This window comes from Frankia sp. CpI1-P (genome assembly GCF_001421075.1).
In the GTDB taxonomy this organism is placed as follows: domain Bacteria; phylum Actinomycetota; class Actinomycetes; order Frankiales; family Frankiaceae; genus Frankia; species Frankia torreyi.
The window spans coordinates 43,444-64,131 of record NZ_LJJX01000032.1 but is presented as its reverse complement, the minus strand read 5'-3'; the positions used below and the strand labels follow the sequence as shown (position 1 = coordinate 64,131).

At 72.1% G+C, this 20,688-nt stretch carries 12 protein-coding genes and 16 pseudogenes; 15 read left to right on the top strand and 13 right to left on the bottom strand.

Annotated elements, in window-relative coordinates; all coding sequences use genetic code 11:
* Positions 1-51: 51 nt before the first annotated feature.
* From FF86_RS20300 to FF86_RS20285, 7 genes and pseudogenes are all read left to right on the top strand, one after another.
* Positions 52-1,104 (top strand): TIGR03857 family LLM class F420-dependent oxidoreductase (locus FF86_RS20300; RefSeq protein ID WP_242419143.1); only part of this gene is annotated, 1,053 nt, incomplete at its 5' end.
* Positions 1,105-1,253: 149 nt separating this feature from the next.
* Positions 1,254-2,428 (top strand): annotated as a pseudogene (locus FF86_RS20295) (aldehyde dehydrogenase family protein); the annotation flags it as partial.
* A gap of 33 nt (positions 2,429-2,461) precedes the next feature.
* On the top strand, positions 2,462-2,699 hold a 238-nt coding region (locus FF86_RS53295), incomplete at its 5' end, for an aldehyde dehydrogenase family protein (RefSeq protein WP_242419142.1).
* A 142-nt stretch (positions 2,700-2,841) separates the two neighbouring features.
* Positions 2,842-3,037, top strand: a pseudogene (locus FF86_RS53290) (alcohol dehydrogenase catalytic domain-containing protein); the annotation flags it as partial.
* 1 nt (position 3,038) lies between these two features.
* A partial coding sequence (locus FF86_RS53285) for a zinc-binding dehydrogenase (protein ID WP_242419141.1) occupies positions 3,039-3,660 on the top strand: 622 nt, incomplete at both ends.
* A 10-nt stretch (positions 3,661-3,670) separates the two neighbouring features.
* Positions 3,671-3,969: pseudogene (locus FF86_RS53280) on the top strand (alcohol dehydrogenase); the annotation flags it as partial.
* A gap of 157 nt (positions 3,970-4,126) precedes the next feature.
* Positions 4,127-5,389, top strand: a complete 1,263-nt coding sequence (locus FF86_RS20285; protein WP_044886452.1) for a cytochrome P450 — start codon at positions 4,127-4,129, stop codon at positions 5,387-5,389.
* Positions 5,390-7,282: 1,893 nt separating this feature from the next.
* On the opposite strand, the gene FF86_RS20270 is transcribed toward FF86_RS20285, so the two are convergent.
* The 11 genes and pseudogenes from FF86_RS20270 to FF86_RS20240 form a co-directional block, all read right to left on the bottom strand.
* Positions 7,283-7,812, bottom strand: a 530-nt coding sequence (locus tag FF86_RS20270) for a trans-aconitate 2-methyltransferase (protein ID WP_242419140.1), incomplete at its 3' end; no start/stop codon positions are given.
* A gap of 122 nt (positions 7,813-7,934) precedes the next feature.
* Positions 7,935-8,001, bottom strand: a pseudogene (locus FF86_RS62855) (hypothetical protein); the annotation flags it as partial.
* A 1-nt stretch (position 8,002) separates the two neighbouring features.
* On the bottom strand, positions 8,003-8,342 hold a 340-nt coding region (locus tag FF86_RS53265; protein ID WP_242419157.1), incomplete at its 3' end, for a PaaI family thioesterase.
* A 529-nt stretch (positions 8,343-8,871) separates the two neighbouring features.
* A pseudogene (locus FF86_RS53260) lies at positions 8,872-9,283 on the bottom strand (acyl-CoA dehydrogenase family protein); the annotation flags it as partial.
* Position 9,284: 1 nt separating this feature from the next.
* Positions 9,285-10,071 (bottom strand): acyl-CoA dehydrogenase family protein (locus FF86_RS53255; RefSeq protein WP_396229962.1); only part of this gene is annotated, 787 nt, incomplete at its 3' end.
* A 77-nt stretch (positions 10,072-10,148) separates the two neighbouring features.
* Positions 10,149-11,255: a CaiB/BaiF CoA-transferase family protein gene (locus FF86_RS20255; RefSeq protein WP_044886446.1), complete on the bottom strand. Its 1,107-nt coding sequence runs from the start codon at positions 11,253-11,255 to the stop codon at positions 10,149-10,151.
* Positions 11,256-11,568: 313 nt separating this feature from the next.
* Positions 11,569-13,170 (bottom strand): annotated as a pseudogene (locus tag FF86_RS20250) (flavin-containing monooxygenase); the annotation flags it as partial.
* A 223-nt stretch (positions 13,171-13,393) separates the two neighbouring features.
* Positions 13,394-13,570: pseudogene (locus FF86_RS53250) on the bottom strand (VOC family protein); the annotation flags it as partial.
* A gap of 1 nt (position 13,571) precedes the next feature.
* A pseudogene (locus tag FF86_RS53245) lies at positions 13,572-13,660 on the bottom strand (VOC family protein); the annotation flags it as partial.
* A 10-nt stretch (positions 13,661-13,670) separates the two neighbouring features.
* Positions 13,671-13,804, bottom strand: a 134-nt coding sequence (locus FF86_RS53240) for a VOC family protein (protein ID WP_242419154.1), incomplete at its 3' end; no start/stop codon positions are given.
* Between the two features lie 5 nt (positions 13,805-13,809).
* Complete coding sequence (locus FF86_RS20240; protein ID WP_044886444.1) at positions 13,810-14,277, bottom strand: helix-turn-helix transcriptional regulator; 468 nt, start codon at positions 14,275-14,277, stop codon at positions 13,810-13,812.
* 340 nt (positions 14,278-14,617) lie between these two features.
* Between FF86_RS20240 and FF86_RS20235 the strand changes: the two genes are divergently transcribed.
* From FF86_RS20235 to FF86_RS67210, 4 genes and pseudogenes are all read left to right on the top strand, one after another.
* The gene (locus FF86_RS20235) at positions 14,618-15,067 is read left to right on the top strand and encodes a nuclear transport factor 2 family protein (RefSeq protein ID WP_044886443.1); all 450 of its coding nucleotides are present in this window, start codon (positions 14,618-14,620) and stop codon (positions 15,065-15,067) included.
* Between the two features lie 222 nt (positions 15,068-15,289).
* Positions 15,290-15,462, top strand: a pseudogene (locus FF86_RS53235) (FAD/NAD(P)-binding protein); the annotation flags it as partial.
* Position 15,463: 1 nt separating this feature from the next.
* Positions 15,464-16,082: pseudogene (locus FF86_RS53230) on the top strand (NADP oxidoreductase); the annotation flags it as partial.
* A gap of 1 nt (position 16,083) precedes the next feature.
* Positions 16,084-16,705: pseudogene (locus FF86_RS67210) on the top strand (NADP oxidoreductase); the annotation flags it as partial.
* 113 nt (positions 16,706-16,818) lie between these two features.
* On the opposite strand, the pseudogene FF86_RS53220 reads toward FF86_RS67210, so the two are convergent.
* Both FF86_RS53220 and FF86_RS53215 read right to left on the bottom strand, forming a co-directional pair.
* Positions 16,819-17,597, bottom strand: a pseudogene (locus FF86_RS53220) (ABC transporter substrate-binding protein); the annotation flags it as partial.
* A gap of 1 nt (position 17,598) precedes the next feature.
* Positions 17,599-18,042, bottom strand: a 444-nt coding sequence (locus FF86_RS53215) for an ABC transporter substrate-binding protein (RefSeq protein WP_242419138.1), incomplete at its 3' end; no start/stop codon positions are given.
* An 884-nt stretch (positions 18,043-18,926) separates the two neighbouring features.
* On the opposite strand from FF86_RS53215, the pseudogene FF86_RS53210 reads away from it, so the two are divergent.
* The 4 pseudogenes from FF86_RS53210 to FF86_RS53190 form a co-directional block, all read left to right on the top strand.
* Positions 18,927-19,216: pseudogene (locus tag FF86_RS53210) on the top strand (AMP-binding protein); the annotation flags it as partial.
* Between the two features lie 30 nt (positions 19,217-19,246).
* Positions 19,247-20,019, top strand: a pseudogene (locus tag FF86_RS53200) (AMP-binding protein); the annotation flags it as partial.
* A 1-nt stretch (position 20,020) separates the two neighbouring features.
* Positions 20,021-20,347, top strand: a pseudogene (locus FF86_RS53195) (AMP-binding protein); the annotation flags it as partial.
* A 9-nt stretch (positions 20,348-20,356) separates the two neighbouring features.
* Positions 20,357-20,552 (top strand): annotated as a pseudogene (locus FF86_RS53190) (cyclohexanecarboxylate-CoA ligase); the annotation flags it as partial.
* Positions 20,553-20,688 lie beyond the last annotated feature (136 nt).

Here is a 20,688-nt window from a genome sequence, read left to right as displayed (position 1 = left end):
AGGGGCATGACGACGAACAGGGACCGCGATCTGACCGGTGCTGCCCGGGTNGCGGACCGCCTCGGCGCCTACGTCCTGCCCGGCCGGGTCGCGGATCCGCGGCCCGCGATCGGCCAGGCGCAGACCGCCGAGCACCTCGGGCTCGGCACCGTGTGGCTCAGCGAGCGGTGGGGGACGAAGGACTTCGGCGTGCTCGCGGGCGCCATCGGCCAGGCCACCAGCCGGGTGCGCATCGCCTCGGGCATCACCCACTTCCTCGTGCGCCACCCCGTCGTGCTGGCCTCCACCGCGATGACGGCCCAGGCGCTCAGCGGCGGGCGCCTGACGCTGGGCTTCGGGCGTTCGGTCGGCCCGATGTGGAAGGCCGTGGGCCTGCCGGCGATGACCAACCAGGTGCTCGTCGACTCCGCCGACATGCTGCGCCGGCTGTGCCGGGGGGAGAAGGTCTCCTACGACGGTCCCGCCGGGCGCTTCCCGGTCATGCGCCTGGGTGACCTGCCCGACGTCGCGCCGCCGGAGCTGGTGTTCGCCGCGATCGGCCCGAAGAGCCTCGCGCTCGCCGGGGCGCACTTCGACGGCGCGCTGCTGCACCCCTTCCTCACCCCGGAGGCCGTCGCCCGCTCGGTGGCGATCGTGCGCAAGTCCGCGGCCGAGGCGGGGCGCGATCCGTCGACAGTGAAGGTCTACGCCACCGTCGTGGTCGCCCCCGACCTCACGCCCGAGGAGGAGACGGCCGTGGTCGGTGCCCGCGCGGTGACCTACTTCCAGATCCCGGGCTTCGGCGAGCGGCTGGCCGGGGTGAACGAGTGGGGCGTCGAGCCGCTGGCGGCGCTGCGCTCCCACCCGCTGATGGCCGGCCTGCGCGGGTCCGCCGACAACGTCTTCACCCGCCACCAGCTCCTCGACGTCGCCGGCACCCTGCCCCCGTCGTGGCTGACCGACGCCGCCGCGGTGGGCTCCGCGGGCGAGTGCGCCGCCCGCCTCGACGACTACCTCGACGCCGGCGCCGACGAGTTGGTCCTGCACGGGTCCACCCCGGAGCTGCTCGGCCCGGTCCTGCAGCACTTCGCCGCGCGAACCCCGGCGAACACGGCCGGTGCGTAGTCCGCGCGGGTACTGTTTGCACATCGGTGACATGAACGCCAGAATTAAGTGATCATACGGTCGGGCGGGAGCCCGGGCGTCGTCCTCCTCGGGCCGGTCCGGTCGTGGCCCGGCCGCCCGACCTGATCATCAGTGGGAAAGAGACCTCCTTGTACACCCACGAGAATCTCTTCATCGGTGGCTGGGTGCCGCCGGCCTCGTCCCGGGTGATCGACGTGTTCTCCCCGGCGACCGAGGAGCCGATCGGGCGCGTGCCGAGCGCCTCGATCGCCGACGTCGACGCGGCGGTGGCCGCCGCCCGCGGCGCCTTCGACGCCGGCCCCTGGCCGGCTCTCGACCCGGCCGAGCGCGCGCAGATCGTCGGCCGGCTCGGCAAGGCGATCCGGGCGCGCGCGGAGGAGTTCGCCGATCTCATCTCCGCGGAGGTCGGCTCGCCGCGGGCGTGGTCGACCATCGGTCAGGTCGGGATCGCCACCGCCGTGTTCGCCACCTACAGCGGCATCGGGCGCAGCCACGAGTGGGAGACGACCCGCAAGGGCGGCTTCGGCGGCCCGGTGCGGGTGCGGCAGGTGCCCGTCGGCGTGGTCGGCGCGATCGTGCCGTGGAACGCGCCGCTGTTCGTCGCCGCGCTCAAGCTCGCCCCGGCCCTGCTGGCCGGCTGCACCGTCGTGCTCAAGCCGGCCCCCCAGACCCCCCTGCACACCTACCTGCTCGCCGAGGCGGCCGAGGCGGCGGGCCTGCCCCCGGGCGTGCTGTCCATCGTTCCCGGCGAGGCCGCGGCCAGCGAGCATCTCGTTCGCCACCCCGGCGTCGACAAGATCAGCTTCACCGGGTCGACGGCCATCGGCCGCCACATCGGCGAGCTGTGCGCGCGCGACCTGCGCCGCTGCACACTGGAGCTCGGCGGCAAGTCGGCGGCGATCCTGCTGCCCGACGTCGACCTCGGCGCGGGCACGGTCGAGGCGATCGTCGGCGGGGCGATGTCCAACGGCGGGCAGATCTGCGTCTCCCAGACCCGCGTGCTCGCCCCCCGCGACCGCTACGACGAGGTCGTCGACGCGCTCGGCACCCGCATCGGTGCGCTGCGGGTCGGCGACCCGAGCGACCCCGCCACCGAGGTCGGCCCGCTGATCTCCAGCCAGGCCCGCGAGCGGGTCGAGGGCTATCTGAGCTCCGCCGAGGCCGACGGCGCCCGCCTGGTCACCGGCGGCGGCCGGCCCAAGGGCCTCGACCGCGGCTGGTACGTCGAGCCGACCCTGTTCGCCGGCGTGGACAACGGCATGCGCGTCGCCCGCGAGGAGATCTTCGGCCCGGTCATGGTCGTNATTCCCTACGACGGCGTCGACGACGCGGTGCNCATCGCCAACGACTCCGACTACGGCCTGGCGGGCGCGGTGTGGACGACCGACATCGCCGCGGGGGAGGCGGTCGCCGGCCGCATCCGCGCCGGCGGCGTCGGGGTGAACTCCAGCGCCGGCATGGACCTCGGCAGCCCGTTCGGCGGGTTCAAGCAGTCCGGCATCGGCCGCGAGGGCGGTCCGGAGGGACTGGCGGCCTACACCGAGTACCAGTCGATCATCCTGCCGGCGGGGTGACCCCCCGGCGGCCCGACCGGCCGCCCCCCAGCACCGAACCACCGGCCAGCACCGAACCACCGGCCAGCACCGGACCACCGACCAGTACCGGACCCACCGACCAGCATCGGACTGCCGGTAGCGACGAGAGGACCACACGACAGTGCAGACCAAGGCCGCGGTGCTCTGGGAGCCGAACGCCCCGTGGGCGGTCGAGACGATCGAGCTCGACCCGCCCAAGCACGACGAGGTGCTGGTCGAACTCCACGCCTCGGGCATCTGCCACTCCGACGAGCACCTCGTCACCCGCGACATGCCGTTCCGCATCCCGTGCATCGGCGGGCACGAGGGCGCCGGGGNCGTGCGCGAGGTCGGTGCGCACGTGTCCTGGCTGAAGCCCGGTGACCACGTCGTGTTCGGGTTCATGCCGTCGTGCGGGCGCTGCCCGTCCTGCTCGACCGGCCACCAGAGCCTGTGCGACCTCGGCGCCAAGCTCTACAGCGGGCGGCACATCTCCGACGACGGCTACCGCCACCACGCCAAGGGCGAGGACATCTCCACCGCCTGCCTGATCGGGTCGTTCGCCCACCACACGGTGGTCAACGAGGCCAGCGTCATCAAGATCGACAACCACTACCCGCTGGACCGGGCCTGCCTGCTGGGCTGCGGGTTCGTCACCGGCTGGGGCTCGGCGGTCTACGCCGCCCAGGTCCGCCCCGGCGACGCCGTGGTCGTCGCCGGGGTCGGCGGCATCGGCGGCGCGGCCATCCAGGGCGCGAAGCTCGCCGGTGCCAAGGTGATCGTCGCGATCGAGCCGGTCGAGACGAAGAAGGACAAGGTCCTCGAGCTCGGCGCCACCCACGTCGCGACCTCCTGGCAGGAGGCCCCCGCCGTCGTCGCGGAGGCGACCTGGGACCGCGGCGCCGACGTGTTCATCTGCGCGATGGGCGTCGGGGACGGCAAGCTGGTCAAGAAGGCCCTGNGGATGACGNCCAAGCGGGGCACGCTTGTCGTCACCAACATCCACCCGGCGACGGAGACGTCCATCGACGTGAACCTGATGGACCTGACGCTGACCGAGAAGCGCATCATCGGCACGCTCTACGGCTCGGGCAACCCGCGCGCCGACATCCCCAAGCTGCTGGAGCTGTCCAGCGTCGGCCAGGTCGACCTCGACGTGATGGTGTCGCGGACCTACCCCCTCGACGACATCAACGACGCGTTCGACGACCTGCGCGCGGGCACGAACCTGCGGGGCGTGCTGCGCTACCCGGCCGCCGACGCCGCCTGATCCGGCACCCGCCTCACCGCCCCCTCGAGCTCGCCGCCCCCCCAGCTCGCCGCCACTCAAGCTCGCCGCCCCAGCTCGCCGCCACCCGTCCGAACGACCACCGGAGCGCGCCGCATCCGTCCCGCGGTGCCGCCGCACAGCACGAGGAGAACCGGCCATGAGCCTGATCGCTGACGTCGACCTGGACGATCTCGACTGGTGGACCCGGCCCGCGGCCGAACGCGACGCCTACTTCGCGAGCGTGCGCGCGTCCGGGGAACGCCCGTACTTCCCCGAACTCGACCTCGCCGGCAACGTCCGGGGCCGCGGCTTCTACGCGGTGACCCGCTACGCCGACGTGATGGAGGTCAGCCGCCGGCCGGAGGACTTCTGCTCCGGGCAGGGCACCAACATCTTCGACCAGCCGTTGGACCTGCGGGAGTTCTTCGGCTCCATCATCGCGATGGACAACCCGCAGCACGCCCGGCAGCGTCGGATCATCTCCCGCGGGTTCACCGCGAAGAACCTGGAGGCGCTGCGCGCCAACGTCGGCGAGGTGACCCGGGAGGTCCTCGGGACGGTGGCGGAGAAGGGCGAGTGTGACTTCGTCACCGAGGTCGCCGCGCTGATCCCGCTGCGCATCGTCAACGACATGATGGGCATCCCGCGCAGCCAGGAGCAGTTCATCTTCGAGTCGACGAACAAGCTGCTCGGCGCCAGCGACCCCGAGTACGTCCCGGACCAGAGCCCGCGTGGGGTCGCGAAGAACCTGTCCCGGGTCGGCGACGACTTCGCCGAACTGCTGCGCGAGCTCGCCGCCGACCGGCTGAAGAACCCCGGCGACGACCTCATCAGCCTCCTCGTCGCCGCCGAGGGCGACAACCTCACGGCGCAGGAGCTCGCCTCCTTCTTCATCCTGCTGGTCGGCGCCGGCAACGAGACCACCCGCAACGCCATCGCGCACGGCCTGCTCGCGCTCACCCAGAACCCCGACCAGCGGGCGCTGTGGGCCGCCGACATCGACGGCGTCACGCCGACGGCCGTCGACGAGGTCGTCCGCTGGGCGTCGCCGGTGCTGCACATGCGCCGCACCGTCACCGCCGACGGGGTGCGCCTCGGCGACCAGGAGTTCCGCGAGGGCGACAAGCTCGTGCTGTGGTACCGCTCGGCGAACCAGGACGAGTCGGTGTTCCCCGACGGCACCCGGTTCGACGTGCGCCGCGACCTCACCCCGCCGCACCTCGGTTTCGGCGCCCCCGGCCCGCACTTCTGCCTGGGCGCGCACCTCGCCCGCCTCGAACTGGCCGTGGTGTTCAAGGCGCTGTTCGAGTACCTTCCTGACATTCACGCCGTCGAGGAGCCGCAGTTCCTGCGGACGAACTTCCTCCACGGCATCAAGCACCTCAAGGCCGCCTACACCCCGACCACGGTCCGCGCCTGACCGCCCTCGAGGCGCCTGCAATGCCACCCACACCCCTGGAGGCCGCGTGAGCCATTCCCGCGAAGAAGTGGAAGCAGCATTCAAGAACTACTACTTACTCGGGCCGGTCGCCGAGGATTGGAAGCGCTGGGCACACGAGTGCTTCACCGAGGACGCCTGGTACAAGGACCACTACTGGGGCACCTTCAACGGCCAGGACGAGATCGAGGAGTACCTCGACGTCACCATGTCCTGGTCGCCGGGCACCTACACGCCGATGATCTGGTACAAGATCGACGGTGACACGGTGGTCTGGAAGGGCATCAACTGGGCCGACAACTACAAGGTGCCCGGCGGCCCCAAGGTCGGCGCCGAGTCGATCCAGATTCTGGAGTACGCCGGCAACGGGCAGTTCAAGTCCGAGGAGGACTACTGGATTGCCTACGAGATGAAGCGTTTCGGCAAGTGGTACGCCGAGTTCGGCCAGCCGTACACGCCCGGCGACATCAAGCTGACCCGCGACGACTGGGGCACCTGGGTCGACTGGGCCCGCCCCNAGCCCGGCCACGTGCCGCGCCCGTCGTGGGTGGACCGCCCGGGCCTGAAGCCGACGTTCAACGTCAAGGAGATCGGCTTCGGCGTGCGTAACCCGACGATCGACGACCCGATCGAATAGCCCGCCCCCGGCCGGGGCACCGTCCTGCGGTGCCCCGGCCGTCGCGCGGGCGGACCAGGGCATCGCGGTCTGGGCCATGGCCGGCCGGGGCACGGCGAACCGTCCGGGTCACGGCATGGCGCGCGGGCGGGACTGTCCGCGGCGCGGGTCCGGTCAGTCCGCGGGGAGCACNCTCAGCCCGGCCGACCACAGCGGCAGCGGNGGCGGCGGGCAGGGATGCTCGACGATCCCACGTTCGGCGAGGTACATGCGCCAGGCGGCCTTGTCCAGGAACGGGTGCCCGACGCCCATGATCACCCCGTACATCTCGCAGCCCTCGGGCCCGGCCTCCCAGGGGCCGAAGGTGTCGCCGTACTCCAGCATGATGTGCGAACCGGGGCCGCAGACATGCGTGCCGTCCGAGACCTGCCCGCGGGTGACGAAAATCGAGTGATCCCCATGATGTCCGTGCCGAGGCGTGATCGCGCCGGGATCCCACTTGTTGTAGAAACACACGTAGCGCGGCGAAAGCTGGATCCATGCCTCCTGGATCCGCGCGATCCGCCCGTCCGGATACTCCAACCGGGTCACGTCGAACCAGTGCGCGTCATCCAGGAATTTGACAATCGGTCCACCGTGCATCGCCCGACCCCGCTTTCCGCGGCAACAATGTCGAATGTGTTCGCATATTAGCGCGTGGTATTGTTCGCGACCAGGGATCCGGTCATCCGCCCGCCTGTCCGTGCCGTAGTCGGGCGCAGCGCGTCATGACCGCCGCTCCGACGGGGAGGGGCCCGTAGCAGTGACAGGCCGGCGGGTCAGGGCCGTCCCCGAGGTCGTCGTCGAGAACCATGGGTCGACGGTAGAACAACACATCCCGGATGTCGAACACATGTTCGTACGCTGTGAGCGGAGACGACACAGGAACCACGGCGGTGGAAGCCGGCGGGATAGGCGGACGTGGCCGGGACATGGCCGGGATGTGGCCGTCCGTCATGCGGCCGTAGGAGGGGTCGGTGTCCGGGTCGCGGCCGGGCAACGGTCAGGTGCCGGCTCGGGTGGCGCGGACCTGGAGACGGACGTAGTCGACGACGGGTTCCGGGAGGCGGGCGGTGATCGCGTCGACGAAGGCCACCCGCTCATCCTCGGGGAGGAAGTCGAGGTGTGCNCCCAGCATCACCGTCGCCAGGAAGCTGCTGAGCTGCTCGCCCTGTTCGAGTCGGGCGGGATCTGGCGTCAGGGTCACCTCGAGGTCGGTNAATTCCGCGGCGAGCAGGCGGCGTGTGGTGTCCTCGACGCCGGCGAAGTTCCAGATCCGGGGCGCGTCCGGCAGCACCTCGTTGATGGCGTGGACGATGCTCGCGACGTTGCCCTGGCCGCCGCATTCGAAGGCGAGCTGGGCCCCGGGCCGCATGACCGCGGCCAGATTCCTGAAGACCGTGTCGTGATCGGGCAGCCAGTGGAAGGCGGCGACGCTGACGACGGCGTCGACCGAGGTGTGGACGGGCAGCGGCTTCAGCAGATCGGCCTGGATCACCTCGACGCGGTCGAGGCGGTCGGCGAGACGGGCCCGTAGCTGGCCGAGCATGGCGGCGGAGCCGTCCAGGGCGATCACGCGCCCGTCGGGCAGCAGGTCGAGCAGGGCGCTGGTGTCGCGCCCGGTGCCGCAACCGGCATCGAGGACCGTCTCGGCGCCGGTCAGGGTGAGTCGGCCGAGCGTCTTCTTACCCCAGAACAGGTGGGGGAGAGGCAACGAATCGTAGGTGCGGGCGTCCCACTCGCGAGGCATGGCCCAACAGTAGCCAGAACGTCACGAACGGTCGACGTGCCGCAGCGTCGGGCATGGCCACAGCAGCCCCGCCGCGCCGCGCCCGGCGCCGATGGATGCACCGGGCGGCGGCGAGGTCGGGGTCAGAACACCGGGGTGCCGCGCTCGCGGGTGATGGTGGCCAGGGTCGCGGGTTTGCCGGACGGACCCNCCGTCGTCACCCGGTAGAGCGAGACCGTGCGGCCGCGGTGGACGAGCTCGGCGGTGGCGGTGACCTCGGCGGCGAGGTCGGCCGGGCGCAGGTAGTTCACCCGGATCGCCGTCGTGCGCTCCGGCACCGCCGGGTCGGCGAGCGCCTCGGTGGCGAGCTCGGCGGCGCAGAACAGTATGCCGCCGTGCACCGTGCCGCCGCCGTTCTCGAACGCCGGGTTGGCGGGCAGGAGGAACCGGCCCAGGTCACCGTCGCGCACGGGGCCGGCGATGGCCGCGTCCCCGGCGTCGGCCCGGGTGAGGGCCGCCAGCAGCGAGTGGTGCGCGGCCGGCGGCAGCATCTGCGGCTCGCCGTCGAGGTAACCCGCGGCCGTGCCCGGGATGCTGACGAAGCGGCAGCGGCCGATGCCGACGGCGATCAGCCGGCCGGCGTCGTCGCGGACCTCGCAGCGGGCCGTCCCGCCGGCGGGATCCCGTCCGAGCAGCTCGGCGCTGGCCGTCAGCAGCCCGCCGGACCACGGCGGGGGGCCGACGACGTCGACGGAGAGCTCGGCGGTGACCGAGTGGGAGTTCTCCGGCCGGGCGTCGTAGACCTCCATCCCGATCGCGGAGTCCACCAGGACGCCGAGCGAACCGATCGTCGCGACGCCGTCGGGCCCGTCGAGCCACGGGCCAAGCTGCATCGTGACGCGCACGCCGCGCTCGTCGCGGATCACCTGGCTCAGCCGGAAGCGGCTTTCGGCGTACTCCCGTGCCGGCAGGGCGACCCCGACCGGGGCGAGCTGCGCGGATTCGGCGCGGGCCGCCGGGACGAGGCCGCCCGCGGACGCGTCGGCGGGCAGCGAGGTTCCGGTCTCGGTCATGCGCGCGTCACCGGAGCAGCTCGCGGGCAATGATCATCTTCTGGACCTCGGAGGCGCCCTCGCCGAGGCGCTTGACCCGCAGGTCGCGGAACCAGCGCTCCAGCGGCATCTCCTTGGACAGGCCGAGCGCGCCGAACATCTGCACGCAGCGGTCCAGGACCCGGTAGGCGGCCTCGGTGCCGTACATCTTGCACACCGACGCGTCGACCCGCACATCCTTGCCGAGGTCGGCGTTCCAGGCCGCCTGGTACATCAGCAGACGGGCGGCGCGCAGCTCCACCTCGCTGTCGGCGATCATCCACTGGATGCCCTGCTTGTCGGCCAGCCGGGAGCCGAAGACCTCGCGCTGCTTGACCCAGTCGATCGCCATCCCCAGCGCCTGCTGGGCGATGCCGATCGGGCCGGCGGCGTAGGCGATGNGCCCGGAGACCAGGAACTGCGAGGCGAGCCGGAAGCCCTGCCCCTCCTCGCCGATCCGGTTGGCCACCGGGATCCGGACGTTGTCGAAGTGCAGCTCGTACGGCGCGTAGGAGGTCATCACGTCGATCGGGAACTTGGTCAGCCCCTCGACGTCGTTGGGCAGGATGAAGCAGGTGATCCCGTCGCGGCGGCCCGGCTCGCCGGTGCGCGCGTAGAGCACCCCCCAGGCCGCGGAACCGGCGTGGGTCGTCCACATCTTGGTGCCGTTGATGACGTAGTGGTCGCCGTCGCGCTCGGCGCGGCAGCGGATCGCCCGCGCCGGGTCGGAGCCGCCGGACGGCTCGCTGATCGCGGTGAACGCCCGGCCCGCCTTACCCTCGATGATGGGACGGGCGTACGTCTCGAACTGCTCCTGGGTCGCGGAGAACATCACCGTCGGCGGATTGCCGCCGAACGCCCCGCAGGCCGGGAAGAACGCGCCCATCCGGCACTTCGCCGCCTCTTCGGCGACGACGACCTGGCCGAGCACGCTCAGCCCGGCACCGCCGAACTCCGCCGGCGTCTGCAGCGCCCACAGGTCAGCCGCGCGGGCCTTGGCCTGCAGTGGCTTCAGCAGCTCGGGCGGCAGGCCGGCCGCGTCGTGGGGGAGCGTGTCCTCCAGCGGGCGGACCTCGGTCTCCATGAACCGGCGCACCGTGTCGGCGAGCATCCGGAACTCGTCCGGGAGCTCCCAGGCGCCGGTGGGGAACGTGTCGGAGCCGCTGGACGGCGCTGCCGTTACGGACACGGCGCCTCCTTCGTTGTCTGGTCGAGATCGAGGTCTGAGGTCGAGATCGAGATCGGGCTCGGGGGCGTGGCGGGGGATCAGGTCCACCCGGCCAGGACCTCGGCCACGGTGACCGCGGCGCGCGGCGGAACCCGTGGCGCGGCGGGGACGCTGCGCGAGAACCGCGGCGCGGGGGCGGGTTGGGTCACGCCGGCCACGTCGATCAGGATCTCCCGGGCGGCCATGTGCGGGTGCGCGGTGGCCTCGTCGAAGTCCAGCACCGGGGTGACGCAGGCGTCGAGGGGATCGAACACAGCCGCCCACTCGTCGCGGGTGCGCCCGGCGAAGGCCTTGGTGAACGCCTCGCGCAGCTCCGGCCAGCGGGCCCGGTCGTCCTGGCCGGGCAGCGCGGCCGGGTCGAGGCCGAGGCCGGTGACGAACGTGGTGTAGAAGCGGGGTTCGAGCGCGCCGACGGCCATGTAGCGCCCGTCGGCGGTCTCGTAGACATCGTAGAACGGCGCGCCGGTGTCGAGGCGGTTGGAGCCGCGCTCGTCGTTCCAGCGGCCACGCCCGCGCAGCCCCCAGACCATGTGCGCGAGCAGGCTCGCGCCGTCGACGATGGCGGCGTCGATGACCTGGCCGCGCCCGGAGCGTTCCCGCTCGACCAGCGCGGCGAGGACACCCACCACCAGGTAGGTGGAGCCGCCGCCGAAGTCACCGACCAGGTTCAGCGGCGGCACCGGCGGCTCGCCGGCGCGGCCGACCGCGTTGAGCACGCCGGTGATCGACAGGTAGTTGATGTCGTGGCCGACCCGGTCCGCCAGCGGTCCCTGCTGGCCCCAGCCGGTCATCCGCCCGTAGACCAGCCGCGGGTTGCGCCGCGCGCAGTCCTCCGGGCCGAGGCCGAGGCGCTCGGTGACGCCGGGGCGGAAGCCTTCGATCAGCACGTCGGCGCCGGCGATCAGGTCCAGCACGCCGTCGCGGGCGACGGGGTCGCCCAGGTCGGCTTCGACGAGGCGGCGCCCGCGCTGCACCGGCTCGGCCGGCACCCCCGGCGCCGGCACGGAACCCGGCCGGGCCACCCGGACCACGTCCGCGCCCAGGTCGGCGAGCATCATCGCCGCGTGCGGGCCGGGGCCGATCCCGGCGAGCTCGACAACCCGGATGCCGGCGAGTGGGCCCGCGGCGCTCGTCCCTTCGGGCAACGCCCGTCCCTCCTCCTGGTTCCCGCCGTGCGCGACTGGCGGGATCGTCGCCGGCGGCCTTCGCCGGCCAGCTGGGTGTCCAGAGCGGCTCGACAGAGCTCATCTGACACTCTGTTTATAGCATCAGCGGCCCGCTGCAGGCATTTTATGATCTTCAATGGGGTGTGGTTCTGGCATCGCCGTCGACGACCAGGGCGCAGCCGGTTCCGGCTCGCTACGCGCGGTCCGAGGCTCATGCGTCGGCGGCGCCTGTGCAGGGGAGAACACCCGGCCGGGTCCTGTCCGGGTCCTGTCCGGGTCCTGAGCGGCCGCGCTAGGCGCTGAGCGTGAACCCGGTGTAGCCGTCGGCGGCGACGGCGGCGCAGCGCTTGTGGTAACGGCCGACCCCGCCGACGTACGGCATGAACACCCGTGGCCGGCCCGGGATGTTGGCTCCCAGGTACCAGGAGTTCGCCTGCGGGTAGAGCGTGCGCGCGGCGGCGGCGTTGACGTCGGCCACCCAGTCGTCCTCGGCGGCGGGGTCCGCCTCGATCGTGGTCAGGCGGTGGGCGTCGAGGTAGGCCAGGCAGTCGCCGATCCAGTCGACGTGCTGCTCCAGGGAGACGAACGCGTTGGAGATCACCGAGGGGCTCCCGGGGCCTGCCACGACGAACAGGTTCGGGAACCCGCTCATCCCCAGCCCCAGGTAGGTGCGCGGCCCGTGGGCCCAGTGGTCGGCGAGGCGGCGCCCGCCGCGGCCGCGGACGTCCATCGCCAGCAGCGCCCCGGTCATCGCGTGGAAGCCGGTGGCGTAGACGAGGATGTCCAGCTCGTGCACCCGCCCGCCGGCCCGCACCCCGGTCTCGGTGATCTCGGTGATCGGGTCGCGGCGGACGTCGACGAGGGTGACGTTGTCGCGGTTGAACGTGTCGTAGTAGTCGGTGTCGACGCAGATCCGCTTGGTGCCGATCGGGTGGTCCGTCGGCGTCAGCGTCGCGGCGACCTCGGGATCGCGCACGATCTGGCGGATCTTGTCCCGGACGTAGTCCGCGGCGAGGTCGTTGGCCGCCGGGTCGAAGATGAGATCGTCGAAGGCGGCCATGTACTCGAAGCCGCCCAGCCCCCAGCGCGCCGAGAACTCCCGGTCGCGTTCCTCCGCCGAGGCGGTGAGGGCATGGACGCGGTTCTGGCGCAGGAGCATCCCGCCGAACGACCGCCGGGCCCGTTCGCGGTACTCGCCGTAGTGCGCCTTGCGCTCGCGGGCCAGCTCCGGGTCCAGCGGCACGTTCAGCCCCTGGACGCTGAAGTTCGCGCTGCGCTGGAACACGGTCAGGTGGTCCGCGACCTGGGCGATGAGCGGGATGCACTGGATGCCCGAGGCGCCGGTGCCGACGACCCCCACCCGCTGGCCGGCCAGGTCGACGTCCTCGGCCGGCCAGGTCGCGGTGTGCAGGACACGCCCGGCGAAGCGGTCGGCCCCCGGGAGGTCGGGGACGTTCGGCACGGACAGGCAGCCGGTCGCCATCACGCAGAACCGGGCGCGCACCCGCTGGCCCCGGTCGGTCGTGACCAGCCAGCGCCCGTCGCCCTCGTCGAACGTCACCGACGTGATCCGGGTGGCGAACACGATGTCGCGGCGCAGGTCGAACCGGTCGGCCACGTGCCGGGCGTAGGCGAGCATCTCCGGCTGTTCGGGGAAGCGCCGGCTCCACTCCCAGTCCTGCTGGAGCTCCTCGGAGAACGAGTAGGAGTACTCCAGGCTCTCGATGTCGCAGCGGGCGCCCGGGTAACGGTTCCAGTACCACGTGCCGCCGACGTCGTCGGCCGCGTCGTAGGCCCGCACCCGCAGCCCCTGCCCGCGCAGGCGGTGCACCGCGTACATGCCGGCGAAGCCCGCGCCGACGATCAGGACATCGAGATCCTCGAGGTCGCCGGTNAGCATGAGCCGCACGCTAGCCCGAATCTGACGCTCGCGTCAACATGCTCCACCCGCGTCAGCCGCAGGGAAAAGGGCCAGGATGGGCGCCTTCCGGTTGTGGTCGACTACGGAGCATCTGACCTCCTGTTCATGGATCTGGTGCCGACGTGGGTCGCGAGATGCTCGCCGGTGCGGGTGGAGCGGGCATCGCCGTTCGCGACGGCGGGGGGCCGCGGGTCGCTCAGCGGACCTCGTTGATGCGGATCAGGTTGCCGGCGGGGTCGCGCAGGGCGCAGTCGCGAACCCCGAACGGCTGCACGGTCGGTTCCTGGACGATCTCGGCGCCGCTGGCCTGCAGCCGGGTGAAGGTGTCGTCGAGGTCGGCGGTGGCCAGGATGATGCGGGCGTAACTACCCTTNGCCATCATCTCGACGATGGTGCGGCGCTCGTCGTCGGTGATGCCGGGGTCGGCGGCCGGCGGCTCCAGGACGATGCACATGTCGGGCTGNTTGGCNGGNCCGACCGTGATCCAGCGCCTTCCCCCGTAGCCGACGTCGTTGCGGACCTCGAAATCGAGGGTGTCGCGGTAGAAGGCCAGCGAGGCGTCCGCGTCGGTGTGCGGGAGGAAGGTCGTATGAATGGTGAGATCCATGGTGGTCAGGCTAGGCGCGGCTCGGTGACCTGCGCTTCTCGATTCCTGACGGGTCTGGTGACCTGTTTCGCCACGCACGACGGCATTCCCGCCGTGGTGTGCCCCGCCGCACGCCGGTACACGCTCGGCGCCACCCCGACCAGCTCGGTGAAGCGGCTGCTGAAGGTGCCCAGCGACGAGCAGCCGACCGCGAAGCAGACCTCGGTGACGCTGAGGTCGCCGCAGCGCAGCAGCGCCATCGCCCGCTCGATCCGCCGCGTCATCAGGTAGCCGTACGGCGACTCTCCATAGGCAAGTCGGAACTCGCGGCTGAGGTGCCCGGCCGACATGTGCACGCCGCGGGCGAGCGCCTCGACGCTCAGCGGACGGGCGTACTCCCGGTCGATCCGGTCGCGAACACGGCGCAGCCGCGCAAGGTGGCGCAGCCGCGCACGGTCGCGCGGCTGCTGTGCCGTGGCGGTTCTGCTGGTCACCTGCGAGATCGTCTCATGTCACATCGGGCCCGCCCGGCCCCGGCGCACCCGCCCCGCCGGCGGCCACCGCGTCATCAATAAGCACATACAGGTAGACGTAGCCAGTGCTCTGTTGGCAACATGAGCAGCGTCTCAGCGTCTCAGCGGCCGAACGGACCTCAGTACCCGGCCCGATGCCGCAGAGGCGCGCTCCTGACCAAGCAGGCACGCCGAGGCCCACAACTCGCCTCTGGTCGCGGCGCCGGCGGCACCCTCGGTTCCGCGGCGGTCTTCGGCCACCTCACCGACCGGCCGGGCCTGACCCGCGTCCCTGCTCCCGCCAGTCCGATCGGAGATCCACATGGACAATGCTGAGCTGCGGACCCGCGTCGGCGCCGCCCACCTGCTGGCGTCCTACACGTACTTCGCCGACTCCGGCCGGCTCGGGCCGCTGGTGGACCTCTTCCTGCCCGACGCGGTGTTCCGGATCGACGACGACACCAACGTCGGCCGGGACGCGATCGAAGCCTACTTCCGCAGCGCGGGGGAGAGCTTCCGCTCCGTCGACATCCTCCCGGGCCGCCACCACCTCAGCTCGGTCTACATCGACCCCCACCCGGAGGGCGGCGCCGCCACGTACGCCTGCTTCCAGTTCGTCGGCGTCCGCGGGGCGGACCACTGGGGCACCTACCGCGACGAGGTCGTCGAGGTCGACGGCACGTGGCGGTTCGCCCGCCGCCGTGTGACGGTCGAGGGCTTCGCCGTGGACTCGCCGCTGGTGCCCGCCGGCCGCCGGGCGCCGGGTGCGTGACCCCGACGCGCCGACACCCGATGCGCCGACACCCGATGCGCCGACATCCGACGCGCCGACACTCGGCGGTTCGAGCCGATCGGTCGACCCGCCGGGCGGTGTCATCGGAGGATCGTGCCTGTGATCCCGTCCAGTGGGACGCGTCGGCCGGTCGAGGGCGTGTCCGTGCGGTCGCCCGGTAGGGATCCGGCCGGGTAGCCGTCCGTCAGAAGGAGTCGCCGTATGGCCGATGATGCCGTGAACGCCCCCCTGACCGTCGCCGTGATCGGCTCCGGTCCGGCGGGCTTCTACACCGCGGGGGCGTTGCTGGAGCAGTCCGCCGTTCCGGTCCGCGTGGACCTCTACGAGCGGCTGGCCACGCCGTGGGGCCTGGTGCGGGCCGGGGTGGCGCCGGANCATCCGAAGATCAAGGCGGTGTCGTCGGTGTACGCGGCGACTGCGGCCGACACACGCTTCCGCTTCTTCGGCAACGTCGAGGTGGGTCGGCACGTCTCCCGTGAGGAGCTGGTCGAGCGCTACGACGCGGTGGTGTACACGGTCGGCGCGCAGGGCGAGCGGCGGCTGGGGATTCCGGGCGAGGACCTGCCGGGCAGCGTGTCCGCGGTGGACGTGGTGGGCTGGTACAACGGTCATCCCGACTTCGCCGACCGGGCGCCCGACCTGTCCGGCCGGCGCGCGGTGGTGATCGGGGCGGGCAACGTCGCGCTCGACGTGGCGCGGATCCTGTGCTCCCCGGTCGAGCGGCTGGCCGCGACCGACATCGCCGACCACGCCCTCGACGCCCTGCGCGCCAGCGCCATCGAACAGGTCGTGGTGGTGGGTCGCCGCGGGCCGGCGCAGGCGGCGTTCACCACCGCCGAGCTGCGCGAGCTGCCGGAGTTCACCGGGGCGCCGGTGGACGTCGACCCCGCGGAGGTCGCCGAGCAGCCCGGCGAGGAGAAGCTGTCCCGGCTGATCCGACGCAACCTGGCCGTGCTGCGCGACTACGCCGCGGCCCTGCCGTCGCAGCCGTCGCNGACGTCGCAGCCGGCGCCGGCGGGGACGCGGCGGATGGCGCTGCGGTTCCTGCGCTCCCCGGTGGAGATCCGCGGGGAGGGCAGGGTGGCCGAGGTGGTGTTCGCCCGCAACCGGCTGGAGGTGGACGCCGAGGGCTGGGTCAGCGCCGTCGACACCGGCGAGCGGGAGGTGTTCCCGGCCGACCTGGTGGTGCGGGCGGTGGGCTACAAGGGCCTGCCACTGGCCGGCCTGCCGTTCGACGAGCGCCGCGGGATCATCCCCAACGACGCCGGGCGGGTCGCCGGGGCGGACCGTGAGTACGTGGCCGGCTGGATCAAGCGCGGTCCGACCGGGATCATCGGGACGAACCGCAAGTGTGCCGTCGAGACGGTCGCCACGCTGCTCGCCGACGTCGCCGAGGGCCGGCTGGCGCGCCACCCGCGGGCCGGCGGCGTCGACCCGGTCGGCGAGGGCGAGTCCTGGCTGCGCGAGCGCCAGCCCGACCTGGTGACGGAGGCCGGCTGGCGGCTCATCGACGCGGCGGAGCGGGCGTCCGGCGAGCCGGCGGGCCGGCCGCGGGTGAAGCTGACCACGCTCGACGCGCTCGTCGACACCGCGCTCACCCGCACCCTGACCGTCTGATCGTCTGATCGTCTGATCGGCGACCGGGTGACCTGGCACCCGGCTCCGGTCCCGCGGTACGGCGGCGGGACCGGAGCCGGGGCGGAGCGGTCAGCGGCGGATCGCCGCCGGGATCAGTTCTCCACGCAGACGGGCTTGTCCCCCTTGGGGGTCGTCAGCTTGCCGCCCACGACCTTGGCGTACCAGTTGCAGGCGCCGACCTTGTTGGGCTGGCCCTTCGCGAACGTCAGCGGCGGCGACCACTCGCCGAGGGACTGGCCGTTCAGCGCGTACAGCCCGTCGAGGATCTCGGCGCTGGTGGGCGTCGCCGAGACGTTCTTCGCCGCGGCGGCGAAGAACAGCCCCGCCTGCCACCCGCGGCTGGCGAAGCCGTCCGGGTCGTTCTTGGTGTACTGCTTCAGTGCGGCGGTGAAGTCGGCCAGGTAGGGCTTGTCCCCGAACCACAGCGGGGCCCCGGAGGTCAGCCATGCGCCCTCGCTGGCCGGCTGGATGAGGTTCGGCTGGAACACGCCGCCGGAGAAGACGTACGTCGGCTGGTAGCGCTGCGTCGAGCAGTCCTTGATGAGCCGCGCGGTGACCTGCGCGGGCACGTTCGTGATGACGGCCTTCACGCCCGCGCTGCGCAGCGACAGGCACTGCGAGGTGTAGTTCGGCGCCGAGGCCGACGCGGTCTGCACACCCGCCGAGGAGATCCCGAGGCGGGCGGAGATGCCGGAGATCAGACCGTTCGCCTCCGCGCACGCGGCCTGCTCGGCGCAGACGATGGTGCCGAACTTCGGCGAGCCGGCGAGCTTCACGCTGTACACCTCACCGGTGAGGTACTCGAGCGAGTTGGACGTCGCGGCGAAGAACATCGGCGACTTGCCGTACTGGGCCGTCGTGGTGATCCCGCNGATGACGGGGATGTTGTGCTGCTCGACGTAGCTGCGCCAGGAGCCGTCGGTGGCGCCGGCGAAGTTGCCGACGAGGGCGAGGACCTTGTCCTGCTCGACGAGCTGGTGGACGGCGGCGATCGACTTCGTCGGGTCGCCCTGGTCGTCCCGGCTGATCACCTCGACCGGGTGGCCGGCGATGCCGCCGTGCGCGTTGACCCACTTCGACCAGGCGACGAGGGCGTCGAGCCCGCGCTGGTTCTGCGGGCCGAAGGCGCCGCTGTACAGGCCGACGTTACCGATCTTCAACGGTGTTCCGGTGGGTGCCGCCGTGGCGGCGGCGGCGGGTGGGGCATCGGCCTTCGCCCCGCCATCGCTGCTGCCCCCGCAGGCCGACACGGTGAGTAATAAAGCGGCGAAGGCTGCGATACAGCCGGACAGGGTCCGTCGTCGCCTCGATGCCATCGGTGTATCCCCTTGTCAGGTGTGCTCGACCGGCGGAGCCGACGCAAGGTCGTCAGTGCGGCCGGTCGATCGCCGTGATGATTTGTCAATGCGGGCGGGATGGCGGTTGCCAGTTCGTGTGGAGACCCGGAATCCCGCCGATCCGCCCGCAGGAGCCGCATCTTCCCGCTTGGATGTTCTGACGTCAATGTCACATCCGGGAGGGGTCACGGCGGCGTCCTGGCCGGGGCGCCGCCGTGCGTACGGGGTCTGCCGGGCGGCGGCCGGTGGAACGCACGCGCCCGGCTAACCAGGGGGACAGGTGCCGTCACCAGGCATATCGAACGCCGGGCCGGCATCGGCCCGGGCGGCTCACCCGACCGTGCGGCGCGTCGGACCGCACGACTGCGCGGCGACGCCGGAAGGCGGCCCGGGGCCGGGAATGACTGCGTATAATCTTTCCGTTCTGGCGGCGGTGTTTCGCATTTCGCGACGCGCTAATCCCGGTAGCGGGTATCGTGAGCCGCTTCCTCGGTCCGGTGGCGCTGCTTGGCGCGGCTCGGCGTGGGGCGCCCTCGGCGCGAAGGCGGCAGGCGAATCGTCGTCGCGGAACGGAAATCGGCCGGAGCCCGGAAATATGCCCCTTTCGGCCCTTCGTGCCCCCGAACACCGCCATCTTTCGATCACTGAGAGTGACTTTCGCGGTGGCGGTGCNGGCGGCGTCGGCAGGCCCGGCGGCCGCCGGGGTGTCGAGCGGGTCCGCGACGGTTCCGGAACTTCCCTGATTCTTCTGATTGCTGTAGACACAGTGTCAGATGCTGCGGTGGTGCGGCGTCTCGCGGGCTGTGCCGCGAGGGGTCCGGACGGGTGGGGAGGCCAGGTCGATGAGCTCTGCTGACNCGTCGCTGCGGCAGTGGTGGGAGCTGGTGGAGTGGCGGGCCGCGGCAACGCCCGACCTGCCGATGCTGGTGGACAACCACGACCGCCGGATCAGCTTCGGCGAGTTCCGCGAGCTGGCCCTGCGGGTGGCCGCAGGCTTGGCCGCGACCGGGGTCGGCGCCGGCACCCAGGTGAGCTGGCAGTTGCCGACCACCATCGAGAGCGCGGTGCTGATGAGCGCGCTGTCCCGCCTGGGCGCGGTGCAGAACCCGATCATCCCGCTGCTGCGCGAGGCCGAGGTCGACTTCATCGTCGANCAGCTCGGCACGACCCTGCTGATCGTCCNGGCGGTGTTCCGCGGCTACGACTACCGGCCGATGGCCGAGGCCATCGCGGCCCGGCGCGGCCTGCGCACGATGGTCTGCGATCCCTACCTGCCGCCGGACCCGGCGACGGCGCGGCTGACCGGCCCGCCGGTGGACACGGACTGGTTCGCCGACTTCCCGCTGCCGCTCGGGGACCCCGCGACCCTGCCGCCGCCGCCACCCCCGCCCACCGGCGACGCCGACGCCGACGTGCGCTGGGTGTTCTACTCGTCGGGCACCACGGGCTTCCCCAAGGGGGCGCGCCACACCGACGCCTCCGTCATCGCCGGGTCGAACTCGATGGTGTCCCAGCTCGGGTTCGACGAGACCGACGTCGCCTCGATCGCCTTCCCGATCGCCCACATCGGCGGGTCGAGCGTGCTGTCGCTGGGCCTGCGGACGGCCTGCAAGGTCGTGCTCGTCGACATCTTCGACCCCCGCACGGCCCCGCTGGCGCTGGCGCGGCACGGCTCGACGATGCTCGGCAGCGCCGCGCCGCACTTCCACGCCTACTTCAACGCGCAGGCCGCCTTCAACGCCCAGCGCGCCGACGGCCCGGAGCCGCTGTTCGCCCGGCTGCGGTTCTTCATGGCCGGCGGGGCGCCGAGCGAGCCCGGCATGCACGACCGCGCCATCGCGGAGCTCGGCGGCGACGGCCTGATGAACGGCTGGGGCCTGACCGAGTTCCCGATGGCCGGCTACCCGTCGCCCGGCGATCCGCCCGAGCGGCTGCGCACCGCAGCGGGCCGCCCGGNCCCCGGCGTGCGGATCAGCGTCCGCGACCCCGACGGCACGGAGGTTCCGCGGGGCCAGGAGGGCGAGCTGTGCATCGCCGGCCCGCAACTGTTCGCCGGCTACGTCGACGCCTCCCTCGACGCCGAGGCCTTCACCCCCGACGGCTACTTCCACACCGGTGACCTGGGCATCCACCATCCCGAGGGCTGGATCTATATCACCGGGCGGCTCAAGGACGTCATCGTCCGCAACGCCGAGAACATCTCCGCGCTGGAGGTGGAGAACGTCCTGCTGACCCATCCCGGCATCGCCGAGGTGGCCGTCGTCGGGCTGCCCGACCCGCGCACNGGCGAGCNGTGCGCCGCGTTCGTGGTGCAGGCCGAGGGCGCGGGCCCGCTCACCCTGCCCGACCTGGCCGCCTTCTGCCGCGAGAAGGGCCTGGCCGTCTACAAGACGCCCGAGCGGCTGGAGCTCCTCGACACCATCCCCCGCAACGCGATGGGCAAGGCGCTGAAGAAGCAGCTACGCGAGTCCGTCACCGCCAGCGCCTGACCTCTCGGATCCGCGTCCCGCCCGCGGATTCCGCTGCGAAGGTGCGGGCGGTGACCCGGGTCGCCGAACCCGCCACCGAGGAGCTGTGGCTGACCCGTGCCCGACGCTGCTCGGCCGGTCAGGTGGAACGGCTCGT